This window comes from Myxococcus sp. MISCRS1 (assembly GCF_026626605.1).
Classification (GTDB): domain Bacteria; phylum Myxococcota; class Myxococcia; order Myxococcales; family Myxococcaceae; genus Myxococcus; species Myxococcus fulvus.
In genome coordinates, this window is the sequence record NZ_JAPNKB010000001.1 from 3,637,241 (window position 1) to 3,653,362 (window position 16,122).

General features: G+C 70.8%; 14 protein-coding genes. 4 read left to right on the forward strand and 10 right to left on the reverse strand.

Annotated features, from left to right (window positions below; translation table 11 throughout):
- Positions 1 to 159 precede the first annotated feature (159 nt).
- Genes OWM54_RS13985 through speD form a run of 6 tightly spaced genes read right to left on the reverse strand, consistent with a single transcriptional unit; the run spans position 160 to position 6,269 of the window.
- Positions 160 to 1,791, reverse strand: coding sequence for a flavin monoamine oxidase family protein (locus tag OWM54_RS13985; RefSeq protein ID WP_267697821.1), 1,632 nt, complete (start codon positions 1,789 to 1,791; stop codon positions 160 to 162).
- The gene (locus OWM54_RS13990; protein ID WP_267697822.1) at positions 1,782 to 3,278 is read right to left on the reverse strand and encodes a polyamine aminopropyltransferase; all 1,497 of its coding nucleotides are present in this window, start codon (positions 3,276 to 3,278) and stop codon (positions 1,782 to 1,784) included. Before OWM54_RS13990 ends, OWM54_RS13985 begins: the two co-directional genes overlap by 10 nt.
- Positions 3,279 to 3,325: 47 nt before the next feature.
- Positions 3,326 to 3,553, reverse strand: coding sequence for a DUF350 domain-containing protein (locus OWM54_RS13995; RefSeq protein ID WP_046711323.1), 228 nt, complete (start codon positions 3,551 to 3,553; stop codon positions 3,326 to 3,328).
- Entirely contained in the window at positions 3,553 to 3,714 is a 162-nt protein-coding gene (locus OWM54_RS14000; RefSeq protein ID WP_170300389.1) for a hypothetical protein, read from the reverse strand. Before OWM54_RS14000 ends, OWM54_RS13995 begins: the two co-directional genes overlap by 1 nt.
- 30 nt (positions 3,715 to 3,744) lie before the next feature.
- Positions 3,745 to 5,646, reverse strand: a complete 1,902-nt coding sequence (locus tag OWM54_RS14005) for a DUF4178 domain-containing protein (RefSeq protein WP_267697823.1) — start codon at positions 5,644 to 5,646, stop codon at positions 3,745 to 3,747.
- Complete coding sequence (gene speD, locus OWM54_RS43390; RefSeq protein WP_420715330.1) at positions 5,643 to 6,269, reverse strand: adenosylmethionine decarboxylase; 627 nt, start codon at positions 6,267 to 6,269, stop codon at positions 5,643 to 5,645. The genes OWM54_RS14005 and speD overlap by 4 nt, the downstream gene beginning before the upstream one ends.
- Between speD and OWM54_RS14015 the strand changes: the two genes are divergently transcribed.
- From OWM54_RS14015 to OWM54_RS14030, 4 genes are all read left to right on the forward strand, one after another.
- Entirely contained in the window at positions 6,151 to 7,119 is a 969-nt protein-coding gene (locus OWM54_RS14015; protein WP_223746250.1) for a lipase, read from the forward strand. The genes speD and OWM54_RS14015 overlap by 119 nt on opposite strands.
- Positions 7,120 to 7,208: 89 nt before the next feature.
- Positions 7,209 to 7,946 (forward strand): peptidylprolyl isomerase, encoded by a 738-nt coding sequence (locus OWM54_RS14020; RefSeq protein ID WP_223746249.1) that lies wholly within the window; start codon positions 7,209 to 7,211, stop codon positions 7,944 to 7,946.
- Entirely contained in the window at positions 7,946 to 8,692 is a 747-nt protein-coding gene (locus OWM54_RS14025; protein ID WP_267697825.1) for an alpha/beta hydrolase, read from the forward strand. The genes OWM54_RS14020 and OWM54_RS14025 overlap by 1 nt, the downstream gene beginning before the upstream one ends.
- 7 nt (positions 8,693 to 8,699) lie before the next feature.
- The gene (locus tag OWM54_RS14030) at positions 8,700 to 9,113 is read left to right on the forward strand and encodes a secondary thiamine-phosphate synthase enzyme YjbQ (RefSeq protein ID WP_267697826.1); all 414 of its coding nucleotides are present in this window, start codon (positions 8,700 to 8,702) and stop codon (positions 9,111 to 9,113) included.
- A gap of 12 nt (positions 9,114 to 9,125) precedes the next feature.
- Here OWM54_RS14030 and OWM54_RS14035 read toward each other — a convergent pair whose 3' ends face one another.
- From OWM54_RS14035 to OWM54_RS14050, 4 genes are all read right to left on the reverse strand, one after another.
- On the reverse strand, positions 9,126 to 10,808 hold the full coding sequence (locus OWM54_RS14035; protein WP_267697827.1) for a L,D-transpeptidase family protein: 1,683 nt from the start codon (positions 10,806 to 10,808) through the stop codon (positions 9,126 to 9,128).
- An 873-nt stretch (positions 10,809 to 11,681) separates the two neighbouring features.
- A complete protein-coding gene (locus OWM54_RS14040; protein ID WP_267697828.1) occupies positions 11,682 to 12,938 on the reverse strand; it encodes a C39 family peptidase in 1,257 nt (418 codons plus the stop codon).
- A 375-nt stretch (positions 12,939 to 13,313) separates the two neighbouring features.
- Positions 13,314 to 14,657: a sigma-54-dependent transcriptional regulator gene (locus OWM54_RS14045; protein WP_046711316.1), complete on the reverse strand. Its 1,344-nt coding sequence runs from the start codon at positions 14,655 to 14,657 to the stop codon at positions 13,314 to 13,316.
- Positions 14,654 to 16,087, reverse strand: coding sequence for an ATP-binding protein (locus tag OWM54_RS14050; protein WP_223783611.1), 1,434 nt, complete (start codon positions 16,085 to 16,087; stop codon positions 14,654 to 14,656). Before OWM54_RS14050 ends, OWM54_RS14045 begins: the two co-directional genes overlap by 4 nt.
- Between the last annotated feature and the right edge of the window lie 35 nt (positions 16,088 to 16,122).

A 16,122-nucleotide genomic window follows, 5' to 3' on the forward strand; every position in this document is an offset into this window, starting at 1 on the left:
GACACCTGGAGCCCGTCACGCGCGTCGCCCGTTCCTCGGGAGGACACCGCACCGGCCCCGAGACTCAGGAATGGGCACAGCATCGGACAGCCACCGCTGTCCCCAGGGTGGAGCCGGGCGAGCAGGGCCCGGCTCGACAGCCCCTGGACGTCACTCGCGCTACAGCCAGCTCTCGGAGGCCACGCCCAGTCCCGCCAGCACGCGCTCCGCGGCCTTCACCCCGAACCAGTTCGCCTCCTCGAAGAGGGCCAGTCCCCCCAGGTCCGTGTGCGCGAAGTGCAGGCTGGGCCCCAGGCTCTCCTGCGCGGCCTGGCGCTCCGGCCCCCAGATGAAGCCGGGCGTCGGCCGCACCATGGCGTGGCCCCAGCGCTGGACCTCCAGCCGCTGCGCCTGCGCGGAGATTCCCGGGTGCGCGGGGCGCAGGTCCGCCATGACGAGTGCCTCCCAGTCCGCGTAGCTGGCGGAGAGCGCCTTCTCCCGCTCCGCCTTCACGTCCCCGCCCGCCATCGGCAGGTACCAAGTGAGCACCGTGGGGCCGTTCTCGTCCTGGCGCAGCCGCTGGTGCGTGGCCACCACGTAGCCCAGGCTCTTGCTCTCCTGGAACACGTTGTCCCACGCGAGCGGGAAGCCCCGGGACACCGGCGGCGAGGACAACGTCAGGTTCGCCACCACCCACGGCGCGTAGGTGAACGCGGACAGCCACGCGGGCCGCTCCGCGCGCCACGGCGCCACCACGTGCGCGGCGATGAAGCGGGGACACGTCAGCACCACCTGACGCGCCTGGAAGGAGCGCGGCTGGCCCGTGCGCGCATCCAGCGCGTCCACGCGGCACCCCTTCGCCGAAGGCGTCACGGTGTGCACCAGCACGTCGCGCTCCACCGCGCGCGGAGGCAGCGAGCTCGACAGCTGTTGGACCAGCCGTCCGTTGCCCTCGGGCCAGCTCAGGAAGCCCTCGCTGCGCTCGCCCTGCCCGTCCTGCCGCGCGGCGAAGTACCAGATGCCCGCCCACGCGGAGACGTGCTCGGACGTGGCGCCGTAGTCGTCGCGGCACGCGTAGTCCACCAGCCACTTCAGCCGCGTGGAGTGGAAGCCCTCGCGCTCCAGCCATTGGGCCATGCTCAAGGCGTCCAGCGCCGTCCACTCCGCGTCGTCGCTGGAGCGCGAGGTGGGCACCGCGAAGGCCTTGCGCCCCTTCGCGTCGCGCGCGGCGGCGAAGGCGTTCATCCGCGCATCGAAGCGCTCCAGCTCGGCCAAGTCTGCGGCCGTGGCGCCCACGCGCAGGTAGAGCCCCTCGTACCAGTGGCCCCGGTAGAAGTGGCGCTCGTCCGGCTCCTGGATGAGCAGCGTCTCCTCGAACGTCGGCAGGCCCTGCGCGTCCACGCCCGACACCGCGCCCATCTCGCGCAGGAGCCGCACCACCGGGCCCCGGTCCTCCGTGGGCGCCGGCAGGTAGTGCGCGCCCCAGGGGAAGGACGTCACCGCATTGCGCCCGGAGCGGGACGTACCGCCGACGTCCGCCTCCAGCTCCACCACGCGCACGTCCTTCACGCCCGCGCCCATCAGCCGCCACGCGGCGGACAGGCCGGCGATTCCGCCGCCCACCACCAGCACGTCCACCGGCTCCACCGTCTGGGCGACAGGAAGCGGGCCGCCGCGCAGCTTGTGGCCCACCTCCACCGCCCGGTCCACCACGGCGCCGGGGATGGGCGCGCGGGGAGCGTCGCGCTTGCACGCGCTGGCCACCGCCGAGCCGAGGAACGCGGCGATGAGCTCCCGCCGCGTCAGTTCCACCGCCGCCACTCCTCCTCGTAGTAGTGCACCAGCACCTGGTTGTTGAGCCGGTTCACCTCCGTGGGCAGCGGGCCCATGTCCGGAGGAAAGCGCGTCAGCGACTCCAGCGTGGGAATGTCCAGGAAGCGCAGGCCCTCGGGCAGCGCGCGGTGGTGGCCGGGCGCCTCGTGCGCCACCAGCACGTAGCCCCACTCACCGAAGGACGGCACCAGCGCGTGGTAGGGCTCCGTCCAATAACCCGCGGCCCTGAGCGTGTTCTCCACGCACCAGAAGGAGCGCCGCGCGAACAGGGGGCTGGTGCTCTGCACCACCGCCACGCCGTCGGGCGCCACCCGCTTCTTGAGCAGCTTGTAGAAGCCCGTGGTGTACAGCTTGCCCAGCGCGAAGTTGTTCGGGTCCGGGAAGTCGACGATGACCACGTCGTACTGCTGCGTCCCCTCCATCAGGAACTGCATCGCGTCCGTGTTGATGACGCGCATGCGCGCATCCGTCAGCGAGTGGTGGTTGAGCTTCACCAGCTCGTCGAAGCGCATGGCCAGGCCCGTGATGGCCGGGTCCAGGTCCACCAGCGTGACGGAGCGCACCTCCGGGTAGCGCAGCACCTCGCGCGCGGCCAGCCCGTCGCCGCCGCCCAGGATGAGCACGTGCTCCACCTTGCCCGCGCGCACCATGGCCGGGTGCACCAGGGACTCGTGGTAGCGGTACTCGTCCAGGCTCGCGAACTGGAGGTTGCCGTTGAGGAACAGCGAGAAGCCCCGCTTGCCGCGCGTCAGGATGATGCGCTGGTACGGTGAGCTGGACGCGTGCACCACGTCGTCCGCGTAGAGCTGGTCCTCGTAGAACGTCGTCAGCCTGTCCCCCAGCGCGAAGCCCACCACCAGGAACACCGTCAGCACCACCGCCTTGATGCGCAGGCGCAGCGGGTTGCCCAGCAGCGGCGCCAGGAGCCACGTGCTCCACAGGCCCACCGCCGCGTTCAGGATGCCGAACAACAGTGACGTGCGCACCAGCCCCAGCTTGGGGACGAGCAGCAACGGGAACGCGACGCTCGCCGCCAGCGCGCCCAGGTAGTCGAGCGACAGCACCTGGCTGACCAGGTCCTTGAACTTCAGCTGGTCCTTGAGGATGCGCAAGAGGAGCGGAATCTCCAGCCCCACCAGCGCGCCGATGACGATGACGCTGCCGTACAGCGCCACCTGGAACATGTCCGTCAGCGTGAAGGTGAGGAACAGCACCGGCGCGCAGATGCCGCCCAGGAGCGCCACCGCCAGCTCCACCTCCACGAAGCGCTGGGCCACCCCCTTGTCGATGTAGCGCGACAGGTAGCTGCCGATGCCCATCGCGAAGAGGTAGCCACCGATGACGGTGGAGAACTGGGTGATGGAGTCGCCCAGCAGGTAGCTGGCCAGCGCCCCGACGACGAGCTCGTAGACGAGCCCGCACGTCGCGATGACGATGACGGTGATGTACAGCAGCGTCTTGTTCACGTCGTCACTTCACGGCCGCGTCGGTCCACCCGACGGCAAGCGCCCCGTCAACCACCGATGGCCGCGGCCACGATGATGGACAGGCCGAGGATGAACGAGCCGATGACGATGCCGACCGCCGTGTTCTGGTCGACCTCCAGCTCCTTGTGCACGTCGAACGGCATGATGAGGCGGATGACGTAGAAGCCCGCCACGAACACCGCCAGGCCGATGAGCGAATAGATGACGCTCGCCAGCACACCCTGCCAGCTCACGACGACGCCGAGTAACAGCATCACTTCCCTCCCTGAAAACCACCAGTCCACAACAGGATGCCGCCCGGGCCGCGCTTCACGGTGCCCGGCACCCGGTCCTTCTCCTCACGGGTGAACGGAGACCACCCGGTCAACATCATGGCCGCGTACGCCGCGAGCACCACGCCTCCGAACCACTTCATGCCCCGCCTCCGTGTCGTGCCATCGCGAGCCTACTGACTGCCCAGGTTGCTGTCCGCCCACCTGCGCGTCTCGAAGTTGTGCGAGCGGAAGAACGCGAACACCGGCCCCAGCAGCATCAGCACCAGCGCCACGCAGAACCAGCTCCCGTTGGGCGAGTCGTGAATCAGCTTCACGCTGTAGTTGCGCGCGGTGGGCTGCGGTGACGCGTCGAAGGACGCCGTGGTGCGCAGCACGTACTTCCCCGCCGGCAGCGTGGACAGGTACAGGGTCTCGCTCGGGCTGCCCTCGGACCAGGAGCCGTCGCTGTCCTGGCCGAAGTAGTAGCTGAGCTCCTGGTAGAAGGTCGTCACGTCGCCCGTGTCCTGGTTCACCAGGTCGCCCTGCACGCCCAGCCAGCTGTTGCCCAGCCCCGCGGCGACCTCCACCTTCATGTTGCCGCGCTTGGTCAGCTCGAACGGCTCGCTGAAGCGCGTGGCGGACGGTGTGTTGGACATCGCCTCCGGCGGCACCGTGATGCTCTGCTCCAGCACCACCCGGTTCAGCGAGCTGATGGAGAACAGGCCCGAGAGCACCACGAGCCCCAGGAACCAGATGAAGGACCACAGGAAGGTGGACTTCATCCGCTCGGAGAAGGGGTTGGGCTGGCTGGGCTGGATGCCCTCGGGCGAAGGCAGTTTCTCCAGGTTGAAGGCCTTCTGGATGACCTCCGGCGCCAGGTACTCGCCATGCGTGTACGTCACCTCGTCCTCGGTGGCGTCCACGTTGAGGGAGTACGGCGGATTCACGTACTCGGTGGCCTCGGCGGACTCGCCGGCCTGCACCTTCCAGTAGAACTCGCCCTGCACCGTCTCCGTCACCGCGTGCACGTTCTGGAAGGCCTTGTAGCGCCGCTTGTCGAAGAAGGCGGACGTCAGCGGGGCCAGCGACACGTCACCGGCGGCCACCGGCTCCAGGAACACCCAGTGGCCGTTGGAGTTCATCAGCCAGACGAAGCCCTTCGCCCGGTGGTACAGCAGGTACTCCTCCCACGGGTAGCGCACGCCCTCCACCGTGCACGAGCGCACGAGGAAGCCGATGCACATCCACTCCGTGTTCTTCAGCGTCCCCTTCGCGCCCAGCGGGATGAGGGGCGGATGGTCGGGCTTCTCGAGCAGCCGCAGGAAGGACAGCTTGCCCTTGCGCACATCCAGCAGCGCGCCGCAGAACGGGCACGCCACGCGCAGCGACTGGTCCGGCGCGCGCAGCTCCAGCGGGCCGTTGCACTCGGTGCAGCGCGCCTGCTGCAGGTCCACCTTGCGCTTCGCGCGCGGGCGCAGCTGGTCGGCGGGGATGCCGAGTTGGTCGAGCTTGAGCCGCTCCCCGATGAAGACCTCCGGGTCGCGGTGGCGGGTGCCGAAGTCCAGGGTGAGGAAGGCGCCGTTGGAGCCCGTGGCGTCGACGTAATAGGAGTCCTGCGTGGGGTCCACGTCGCTGGGGAGCTGTCCCTCGGCGGCCACCACGGTGCCGTGGCCGCGCTCCTCCACCACCCAGACGCGGTTGCGCAGCTTCAGCCGCTCTCCGGGGTGCATGTCCTCCAGCTGGAGGCCCTCCTCCACGCCGCCGTCGAGCAGCAGGTGGAAGGCGCCCTCGGACTCGCTCATCCACGCGGCGCGGCCGTCGTCGAACTCCACGTACCACTCGTCCCACGGGCCCGCGCCATGGTCCTTCTGCAGGTGGCCCACCACCCGGAAGCCCGTGCGCGCGTAGCGCCCCTCCGCGCCCAGCTGGAGCGGGGAGTCGGTGGGGACGATGCGGCCAATCTTCCCGTGCGACTCGAAGTCATCGCCCTTGCGAGCCACCACCGTCTGGCAGTGTCCGCACACCACGACCTGCGCCGAGCCGGCGGTGAACTCCACGTCCGCGCCGCACGACGGACACCTCCCCTGACTCACGCCATCACCCCCCGCTTCAGCTCACGCACCTCGCATGAGGCCGCGCCCAGGCGCCTGGCCAGCAGCGACTCGAAGTCGGGCCGGGAGCGCGGGCGGCAGCAGTAGACATTGAGCGCGGCGAAGCCATGCTCGGGGAAGGTGTGGATGGCCAGGTGGCTTTCGGCCAGCAACGTCAGGCCGGTGATGCCCCCGGGCTCCGGGAACACGTGCCACTGCGGCTGACCCACGACCTTCAGGTCCAGCAGGACGATGAGCTCCTCGAAGAGCGCCGCCAACGCGGCCGCGTCCTTGAGCAACCCAGGCGAGCAGCCGCTCGCGTCAACGAGCCATTCCTGTCCGGTCGTCAGCTTCGAAGTCCTCCCGCCTCTGCCCACCTCTTTAGCACGAGCCCCGACCCACGAAAGCCGCTCGTGCCCCCGGGGCGCCCCCTCGTTGGCGTCCGGCCCGCGCTTGCCGCTACGCTCCGCAAGTGAAATGACGCAGCCGTCGCCCCCCGAAGTGCCCGTGTCCCCCATCCCCACGCCCTCTCCGGAGCGGGAGCCCGGGGCCATCGCCCGGCTGACGCGAGGTCTGAGAGGACTTCCCGCCGCGCCGCGCTGGTGGGGACCGGGCTGTGGCGGCATGGCTGGCTGGCTCCTGAACCTGCCGGCGGGCGCGCCTCCGTCGGTGGACCTGACGCCGCGCTTCCACGCGCTGCTCGCGCGGGTGCGGGACGGCGAGCCGGTGTTGCCGGTGGAGGCGTGGCGTCACCAGTACGTGCTGGTGCGGGGGATGCTGGGCGACGAGCTGCCCGGGTACCTGTTGGACAACGTGCAGCGGCTGGAGCGCCGGGGCCTGGACGTGCGCGAGGCGCCGGTGGACACCGAGGGGCTGCTGCTCGACAACGTCGCGGTGCTGCGCGAGGCGCTGCTGGACGCGGCGCACTTCGGGCGCTCGGTGGTGCTGGTGGGCCACAGCAAGGGCGGCGTGGAGTGCACGGCGGTGCTCGCGCTGTACCCGGAGCTGCGCCGCGTGGTGCGCGCGGTGGTGACGCTGCAGGCGCCGTACGGCGGCTCGCCCATCGCGCACGACCTGTCCACCACGCCGGAGATGCGCAGGCTCATCGACTTCGCCTTCCCGCTGCTGTTCCACGGGGTGTCGCGCTCGGTGGAGGAGCTGTCCTACACGAAGCGCATGGAGTTCATCCGCCGGCACCCCTACCCCCTGGACATCCCCACGGTGGCGCTCGCCACCTCGCGCCTGTCGAGGCTGTCGTCGCTCTACGCGCTGCAGCGCTACCTGGACGAGCGCTACCAGTACGCTTCCGACGGCATGGTGACGGCGCTGGACGCGGAGGTGCCGGGGGCGGGCCTGGTGCGGCTGTCGGACATGGACCACGCGGAGGCCGCGCTGCGCGCCTTCCCGGGCTTCAGCCGCTACCACCCGGGGGACCTCACCGAGGTGATGGTGGCACTGGCGCTCGAGCCCCGCTGAGGGGGATTGTGCCCTGCGGTGGACGTCCGGGGCGGGGGGCGACGAGACGTCCTGGAATCCGGCGCGGGTGGGGGTAATCTGCGCCGCCCATGACCTTCCGAATCCTGACTGCGCTCGTGCTGAGCCTCTCCCTCGCCGCTTGCAAGGACTCCTCCGACAAGAAGGAGCCCACCGCGGCCACGCCCACCCCGCCCGCCGCGACGAAGCCCGCGGACAAGCCCGTCGCGGCCACGCCGCCCCCCGCCGCCCCCGAGGCCACCGGAGAGTGGACCAAGAAGGTCCAGGCCGGTCAGGACCTGCTGGCCACGATGGAGACGAACCAGGGCACCATCGAGCTGCGCCTGTTCTCCAAGGACGCGCCGCTGACGGTGGCCAACTTCGTGGGCCTGGCCACGGGCGAGAAGCCGTGGAAGGACCCGAACACGGGCGAGCAGGTGACGGGCCGGCCGCTGTACAACGGCGTCATCTTCCACCGCGTGATTCCGAACTTCATGATTCAGGGTGGCGACCCCACGGGCACCGGCCGCGGTGACCCGGGCTACCGCTTCGCCGACGAGTTCCAGAGCGGCCGCACGTTCAACAAGACGGGCCTGCTCGCCATGGCCAACGCGGGCCCGGGCACCAACGGCAGTCAGTTCTTCATCACCACGGCGGTGACGGACTTCCTCAACAACCGCCACACCATCTTCGGCGAGGTGACGAAGGGCTACGACGTGGTGGAGAAGATTTCCAAGGTGAAGACGGGCCCCGGTGACCGGCCGGTGGAGCCGGTGGTCATCCAGAAGATCACCCTGGCGGACGCGCCGGCCACGGCCGGGGCGAAGTGATGAGCCCGCCCAAGCTGCGCCGCGTGGCGACACGCCTGGGCGAGCTGGACTGCCAGGTGGTGGACGGGCTGTCCGAGGGCGCCACGCCGGAGCTGGTGGTGGTGCTCTGCCACGGCTTCGGCGCGCCGGCCACGGACCTGGTGATGCTGGCGCCGGAGCTTGTCGGGCTGGAGGCCTCGCTGGCCGGGCGCGTGCGCTTCGTGTTCCCTGGGGCGCCGCTGTCGCTGGCGCAGTGGGGCATGGCGTCCGGACGTGCCTGGTTCCATCTGCCCGAGTCCATCATGCGCGGGCAGCAGCGGGACTGGGACACGTATGGGAAGAGCGTCCCGGAGGGCCTGCCCGCCGCGCGCCGCGCCGTCACGTCCGTGGTGGACGCGGTGTCGACGGCGACGAAGCTGCCCTACAACCGCATCGTCCTGGGCGGCTTCAGCCAGGGCGGCATGGTGACGACGGACGTGGCGCTGCGGCTGGAGGAGTGCCCCGCGGGGTTGTGCATCCTATCGGGCACGCTGCTGGCGGAGGCGGAGTGGACGCAGAAGGCCAAGGCCCGTCAGGGGCTGCCGGTGTTCCAGGCCCACGGTCGCCATGACGACGTGCTGCCCTTCGCGGCGGCCGAGCGCCTGCGCGACACGTTGGTGAAGGCGGGCCTGTCCGTGGACTTCTTCCCCTTCGACGGGCCGCACACGATTGACGGGGGCGAGCTGACGCGCCTGGCCGCGTTCCTGAAGGCCCGGCTGGGAGGCTGACGAGAGCATGTACCACGCGAAGCAGCTCACGGTGTCCACGCGGGGACGCGGCTTCACGGACATCACCGGGGACGTGCGCGAGGTGGTGGCGCACAGCGGCCTGGAGCAGGGGCTGTGCACGGTGTTCCTCCACCACACCAGCGCGTCCCTGGTGTTGAGCGAGAACGCGGACCCGGATGTGCGCCGGGATTTGGAGGCCTTCTTCGCGCGGCTGGTGAAGGACGGGGACCCGCTGTTCGTGCACGACGCGGAGGGGCCCGATGACATGCCGGCGCACGTGCGCACGGTGCTCACGCAGAGTTCGCTGAGCATCCCCGTGAAGAACGGCGCGCCGGACCTGGGGACGTGGCAGGGCGTCTACGTCTGGGAGCACCGCACGTCGCCCCACCGCCGACGCGTCACCGTGTCGGTGGTGGGCTGAAGCGGCGGTGATTCAGCGCAGGCCGCGCGTGCTGGCGACGACGCGCGCCTTGCGCTCCTTCTGGGTCTTCGGGGGCAGGCTCGCCTGTCCCCGGATGCGCACCCACGAGCCGGGGGACTCCGGCGTCGCGTGCACCATGGACCAGCCAGTGGGGACCTCCGGCGCGGCCCAGGTGTAGAGGAGCCGGGCGTCGCGCGGCGAGAGGTTGACGCAGCCGTGACTCGTGGGCTCGCCGAAGCGGTCGTGCCAGTAGGCGGTGTGCAGCGCGTAGTCGCGCTCGAAGAACATGGTCCACGGCACGGTGGCCACGCGGTAGGTGTCATTGCCCGCGGTGCCGGAGCCGGTCATGTCGGCCTCGGCGAACTTGATCCAGACGCGGTAGAGGCCCTCGGGCGTGTCCGTGCCGGGCTTCCCGGAGGAGACGAGCGTGGCGTACACGGGGCGCTCGCCCTCGTAGGCCACGAGCACCTGCGCCTCCAGGTCCACGTCCAGCCAGCGCTCACCGGGCTCGACGCCAGGGGGCGCGTGGGTGAACCAGGCCACGTGCAGGTCGTCTCGCGCCACCCAGTGGTCCTCGGAGATGAGCACCCAGCGGCCATCAGGGGACAGCTCGCGCACGGCGACGAGCGTCCTCGGAGGGAGCACCGTCTCGCGCGCGGCCTTCTCGTCGGGGGCGACGCGGACGATGACGGGCGCGGTGGGCTTGAGGCGTGACTGGGCCCAGGCGAAGGGCGAGGAGAGCTCGGACATCTGCTCCGCGTCCACGCCGACGAAGGCCGAGGGCCGGTACTCGCGCAGCACCCGGGCCTCCAGGTACTGGCCATCCGTGGTGCGCCAGAAGGTGCGGCGTCCCACGCGCACCTGTCCGCGCAGTTGCACCGTCACCGAGCCCTTGAGGAGCACGCCCTTCCTGCGGACGCGGGCCAGGGCGAGGCTGGGGTAGGCGCGCACGCGCTTGCCGACGACGCGTGCGTAGATGCCGGGGGTGAGCTCGCCCTCGCGGAGGCGGGGGAGGTCGCGCACGCGGGGCTCGCGGAAGTTGCGCTCCAGGTAGCGCTCGCAGACCCAGCCGCGCGGCTGGATTTCGACCCAGGCCTCGCACTCGGAGTTGCGCATGGCCGTCTCGCTCTTCCACAGGACGCGCATGTCCTGGGCCACGGTGCCCAGGGGTGGTGAGCTCTGACGCGGCTCGGAGCGCACGGCAATGGAGCGGAGGACACGCAGCGAGCCGGCGTCGGGCTGGTAGGGAATGGCGACGGGCTCGGAGCCCGCGTCGGGGCTGGTGGAGGCCGTGGGTTCGGGGTCCTCGCCTTCGAGCCCGAGAGCGGGGTCATCGAGCACGAGGCTGGTGTCCTCGAGGGGCTCGCCGTCGGGGCCGAGCACGAGCTCTTCGCTCGGGTTCTTCCGGTCGGGGATGACGACGAGCTGCTCGACGGGGGGCGGAGCGTCCGTGTCTTCTCCGGAGGGGAGGTCCTGTCGCTCGGGCTTCGGGGTGGCGCTGAGCTCGGGGTCGATGGAGAGCGAGGGCTCGTGGCCGGCGGAGGGGGCATCGGAGTGCGGAGGCGGCGCGGCGACGACGGGACGCGAGGGACCGCCATCCGTGTCGAGCACCGGCGCCGTGCGGTTCCAGGCCGCGAGCAGCTCGCCTGGTGTCGCGGCGGTGACGGGTGTGCCTCCGTCGACCGGGGGAACCACCGAGGAGGGTTGCGCGGAAGGGACTGTCGTATCGGCCCGAGCCGTGTCGCCGAGTGCGGAGGGATTCGCGGTGGGCGCCGCCCCGGGCCCTGATGGGGCACCGTTCACCCTGACTGGCGAAGACGCTGTTTCGCTCGGCGTGGCCGCGCTGTTCGCGAGGCCCTGGGCAGAGGAAGGACTCGCGAGAGGCGCGGCTCCGGGTTCCATCGGTGCGCTGTTCACGTGACCGCCGTTCGTGCCGATCACACCGTTGGCGCGCTCCTCTCCCGAGGGGCTCGCGGGAGGTGCTGCTCCGAGGTCCGTCGGTGCACCGCTCACATGACCTGGCGGCGTGGCCGCGCTGTTCGCGAGTCCCCGCGCCGAGGGAGGATTCGCGAGCGGTGCTGCCCCAGGCTGCGTCGGTCCGCCGCCTTCGAGTCCGCTCGAGGGTCCCATCTCGGTGGCCGTCGGCGCTGCTCCGCCGCTGTTCGCGCCACCTGGAGCAGCTCCGAGCCCCTTCGCGGCGGAAGGCGTCCCCGCTTCATCACGCGCGGCGGCTGCTATCGAGCCAGGAGGTGTGACGGTGCCCGCCGGACCGGGCTCCTCCGTCTTGGACGAAGGCGTGCAGGCGATTCCAGGCAGGAGAAGGGCGAGCTGAAGCCAACGTCGCATGTGGACGACACGGTACGAGGGCTCGCCCGCTTGCTCAACGTCGTCCGAGGTGGGGCCCCCTGCGCACGACTCCGCCCGGGTGCGTAATCCGTGCCGCCACGACGGTGGATGTCACATGTAACGGAATGGAGCCTCCCGCGCCCCCACCCGCACGAGTGGAAACCCGTATGCACCGTGAGACCCGAGACATTGTCTCACGGTGAAACAGCCCCCACGCCCCGGTCAGCGCAGCACCCCAATCAGCTCGACAGGAAGCGCGGTGCCCGAGGGCCACAGCACATACGTCGCGCCCCGAGAGTGCTGCCACGCGCGCCACAGCTCCTCGCGCTTGTACGTCACCGACACCGTCTCATCCGTCTTGAAGGCGGGGTCGTTGCACACGACATCCCCCTCGGGGGTGAAGCCCTTGAGCACGATGAGGTGGCCATCGGAGCTGCGCACGGGTGAGCCGGTGAGCTCTCCCTCCTCGTAGGCGATGCTGATGCTGACCGGGATGCCCGCGGCGATGAGCCGCTCCACCTGCGCGAAGCCATCCAGCCGCAGCACCGCGCCATGCAGCGCGCCGTCGCCCATCGCCGAGGCATAGGCCGTGTTGAAGACCCAGTTCCCCGTGCCCTTGTAGACCCAGTCATACGTCCGGTCCGCCGACGAAGGCACCGTGGTCACCAGCTCCGGCCGCCCCAGCCTCCGCCCCCAATACGCGAGCAGCATCGTGGTGGACGTCGGCGAGCACCACACAGGCCCACCGTCCGGGTACAGCATCTGCGAGTGGCCGGGCACCTCCAGCACCGTCCCCCAGACGCTCCGGTCTCCACCGCCATCCCATGCGACACCCTGCTTGTCGCTCACCGCCGCCGACAACGCACGCACACGCGGCGTGGCCTCCGGGTTGGACGAGAACAGCCACACCGTCATCCGCAGCGCGTCCGCGCGACGCTTGAGGTTGAGCGTGTCCGTGAACACCTGACCGTCCGCGTCGCCCTGTCCCTCCACGCTGTGCCGCGCCACGGGCTCCTTGTCGAAGGCCCACACCCCCAGGTGGTAGTCCTTCGTCCAGACGCCCTCGATGCGCGCGGCCAGCGTCACCTTCACCCACGTGCCCGGCGGCGTCAGCGCATCGAAGGACGGGATGACGCTGTTGAAGCCCCCTGGCACGAGCTGCACCTCGGAGACGGCGCTCCCCAGTCGGTAGGTCGCCTCGTGGTAGCGCGTGCTCCCATCCTCCAACCGGCCCGCGGGCACGGGCACGTTGTCGGTCCGCGCCGAGACCTCCAGCACGAGCACACCGTCCGCCGTCACCGCCGTGCCCTCGCGGGTGAAGCGCTCGAAGTCGCGCTCGCTCGCGCTGCGCCGCCACAGTCGCGCCGGAGCCCCCGGCTCCTCCACGGGCAGCTCCTCGCGCCCCTTCTGCGGCGAGACACAGGCGGTCTGCGTGGAGGTGATGAGAAGGGCCAGCGTCGACAGGGAGCGCGCGTTCACGGCCCGGAGTCTGCGAGGGCTCCGCCATTCCAGACAAGGCGCATCGCAGCGACACACTCCATCACCGGACAGCTCGCATGCACCCGGAGCGGCCCTTCGCAGGCGCAGCGGAACACCCGATGACGAACGAGCGCTCGGAGCGCCTCACAGCCCGGCACGCGCTCGGGCGCCGCGCCTTCGCGACGGCATGAGAGCGCCCCGCGCCCCCCACCCCGGCACTACCGCATGACGGCGCCGACCTACGCGCCACCGCATACGGCCCCGCGCACCGCACCTCGACGCTCTCGCGAGCGCCTCGACAGGCGCGATGCACACGGTCCTTCACGCACAACGGTCTCGACGAGAAAGCGGCCGAGCCGCGCCAACCCGAAGCGCCTATGCCTCCGGCGTCTCCGTGCCCGCGCCATCCAGCAGCTTGTAGAGCGTCTTGCGGTCCACATCGAGCAGGCGCGCCGCCTCGCTCTTGTTGCCACCCACCGACTGGAGCACGTGCGCCGCATACCGCCGCGACAGCTCCGCGAGGCTCGGCATGTCCCCCGCGAGCCCCGTCAGCCGCTTGGGCGCATCTCCAATCGGCTCCGGGAAGTCCTGTGGACCCAGCACGCCCGTCACGTTGAGCGCCAGCGCCCGCGCCACCACGTTCTCCAGCTGCCGCACGTTGCCCGGCCAGTCGTATGCCGTCAGCCGCCCCATCGCCTCCGACGTCACCACCGGGCTCACCCCACCCCGCGCATGCCGCGACGCGAAGTGCTGCACCAGCGCCGGGATGTCCTCTCGCCGCTCACGCAGGGGCGGCAGGTGCAGGTGCACCACGTCCAGCCGGTACAGCAGGTCCTCGCGGAACACGCCCTCCGCCACCCGCTCCTTCAAGTCCTTGTTCGTCGCCGCCACCACGCGCGCGTCCACCTTCACCGGCACGCTCTCGCCCACCCGGCGGATCTCGCCCTCCTGCAGCACGCGCAGGAGCTGCGACTGCACCTTCATCCCCACGTCGCCAATCTCATCCAGGAAGAGCGTCCCGCCGTTCGCCTCCTCGAAGACACCCCGACGCGCGCCCGAGGCGCCCGTGAAGCTGCCCTTCGCATGGCCGAACAGCTCGCTCTCCATCAGCGACTCGGTGATGGCGCCGCAGTCCACCGGGATGAACGGCCCCGTCGAGCGCGGCGAGCGCTTGTGCAGCGCCCGCGCCACCATCTCCTTGCCCGTCCCCGTCTCGCCCGTAATCAGCACCGGCACGTTGCTCGCGGCCGCGCGGGCCACCTGCTTGTAGACCTCCAGGAGCGCGGGGCTGCGTCCCACCAGCGCCGTGCGGTCCACCTGCTGGCGCAAGGAGCGGTTCTCCTCCACCAAGCGCTTCTGCTCGAGCGCCCGGCGCGCGATGCGCAGAATCGCATCCACGTCGAAGGGCTTGGCCAGGTAGTCGAACGCGCCCAGCTGGATGCTGTCCAGCGCGCCCTCGATGTTGCCGAACGCCGTCACCACGATGACCGGCGTGTCCGGCAGGTGCGCCTTCACCTCCTGCAGCACCTTCAGCCCATCCCCTGGCTCCGGCATGGCCATGTCCGTGAGCACCAGGTCGAACGCGCCCTCCGCCAGCTTCTCCTGCGCGGCCTTGGGGTGCGCCGCCTGCGCCACCGAGCCGAGCGGCCCCAGCAACCGCTGGAGCAAATCCCTCGCCTGAGGGTCATCGTCCACGACGAGGATGCGCGCTGAGCTCACGAAGCCACCTTGCGGATTGCGGAAGCCGTGGACGACTCCGCGGACTGGACGGCGCTTCCCACCGTCTGCCGCGCGACCTTCGGGAAGCGCACCACCACGCGCGTCCCCTTCCCCTCCTCCGAGCGCACCGCCAGCGTCCCCCCGTGCGCCTCCACCACCCGCTTCGTGGTGACCAACCCCAACCCATGCCCCGGCAGCGAGCGCGCCTCGGGCGCGCGGAAGAACGGCTGGAACAACGACGTCAACACCGCGGGCCCCATGCCGATGCCGTTGTCCGACACCTCGAGCACCGCGTCCGCCCCGTCCGTCGCCACGCTCACCGTCACCTTCGCGTCGGGCCGCCCCGCCGAGTACTTCACCGCGTTCGTCAGCAGGTTGCGCGCGGTGACCTGCAACAGCTGCCCCGGGCAGTCCACCGCCACGCCCGCCTCCAGCGCCCGGTCCAACGCCACGTTCTGCAGCGCCGCCACCTGCGACACCTCCAGCAGCACCGTCGTCACCGCCGTGTCCAGCTCGCCCACCGTGCGCTCACCCCGCGTGCCCGCGCGGCAGAAGCGCAAGAGCGCCTCGATGAGCTCCCCCATGCGCACCGCGCTGGACTCGCACTGCGCCAGCATCTCCAGCGCGCCCGCGTCCTTCACCGCGCCCGTGCGACGGATGAGCGTCAGGTAGCCCTTGAGCGGCGCCAGCGGGCTGATGAGGTCGTGCGCCACGCGGCGCGTGAAGGCATCCAGCTCCTGGTTGTGCCGCCCCAGCTCCTCCAGTTGCCCCTGAATCGTCGCGTCCTGACGCTTGAGCAGCCGCGTGATGTGCCACCCCACCAACACCGACAGCAGCATGGCCAGGAGCGTGGTGCCCGCGCCCAGCGCCGTGTTGCGCACGCGCAGGTCGGCCAGCCGCCCCACCAGCCGGCGCGCCTCGTTCGCGTTCTCCTCCGACAGCGACTCGCCCAAGGCGTCCAACTGCGCGGCCACCGGCCGGATGCGCTCGGCCAGGTGACGACGCGCCCGGTCCGCCTCGCGCCGCTGCGAGAACACCGCCGCCGCGCGCACCTGGTCCGCCAGCCCCTGGCACGCGGCGTTGAAGCGCTCCCACATCGCCTTGTCGCCCGAGGGCAGGTTGCGCGTGTACGCCTCCGACGCGAAGCGGATGTCGGTGAGAATCTCTTCCATCACCGCGTCGGCCGCGCCGCGCTCCCGGTCGTCCGTGGCGCGGATGTGCGCCTCAATCGCGGACTCCAGCGACAGCGCGTCCACGCGGATGCGCCCGATGAGGCCGGCGCGCTCCAGCGCCTGCTTCACCAGCGCGTCCACCTGCGCGCCCGTACGCACCTCCGTCCACAACATGAAGGCGGTGACGGCCGACAGCAGGGCCACCACGAAGAAGAAGCCGGCGCGATAGCCGCGGATGGACTTGCGGGTGCTCACCAGGGTCGTCCTGTACCACGGAGCACGGGCCGAGGACC

Excerpts from the sequence above, each read along its gene's own strand:
- OWM54_RS13995 (WP_046711323.1), bottom strand. The coding sequence starts at position 3,553 with ATGCTGTTACTCGGCGTCGTCGTGAGCTGGCAGGGTGTGCTGGCGAGC.
- OWM54_RS14000 (WP_170300389.1), bottom strand. The coding sequence starts at position 3,714 with ATGAAGTGGTTCGGAGGCGTGGTGCTCGCGGCGTACGCGGCCATGATG.
- speD (WP_420715330.1), bottom strand. The coding sequence starts at position 6,269 with ATGCCGCCACAGCCCGGTCCCCACCAGCGCGGCGCGGCGGGAAGTCCT.
- OWM54_RS14020 (WP_223746249.1), top strand. The coding sequence starts at position 7,209 with ATGACCTTCCGAATCCTGACTGCGCTCGTGCTGAGCCTCTCCCTCGCC.
- OWM54_RS14025 (WP_267697825.1), top strand. The coding sequence starts at position 7,946 with ATGAGCCCGCCCAAGCTGCGCCGCGTGGCGACACGCCTGGGCGAGCTG.
- OWM54_RS14030 (WP_267697826.1), top strand. The coding sequence starts at position 8,700 with ATGTACCACGCGAAGCAGCTCACGGTGTCCACGCGGGGACGCGGCTTC.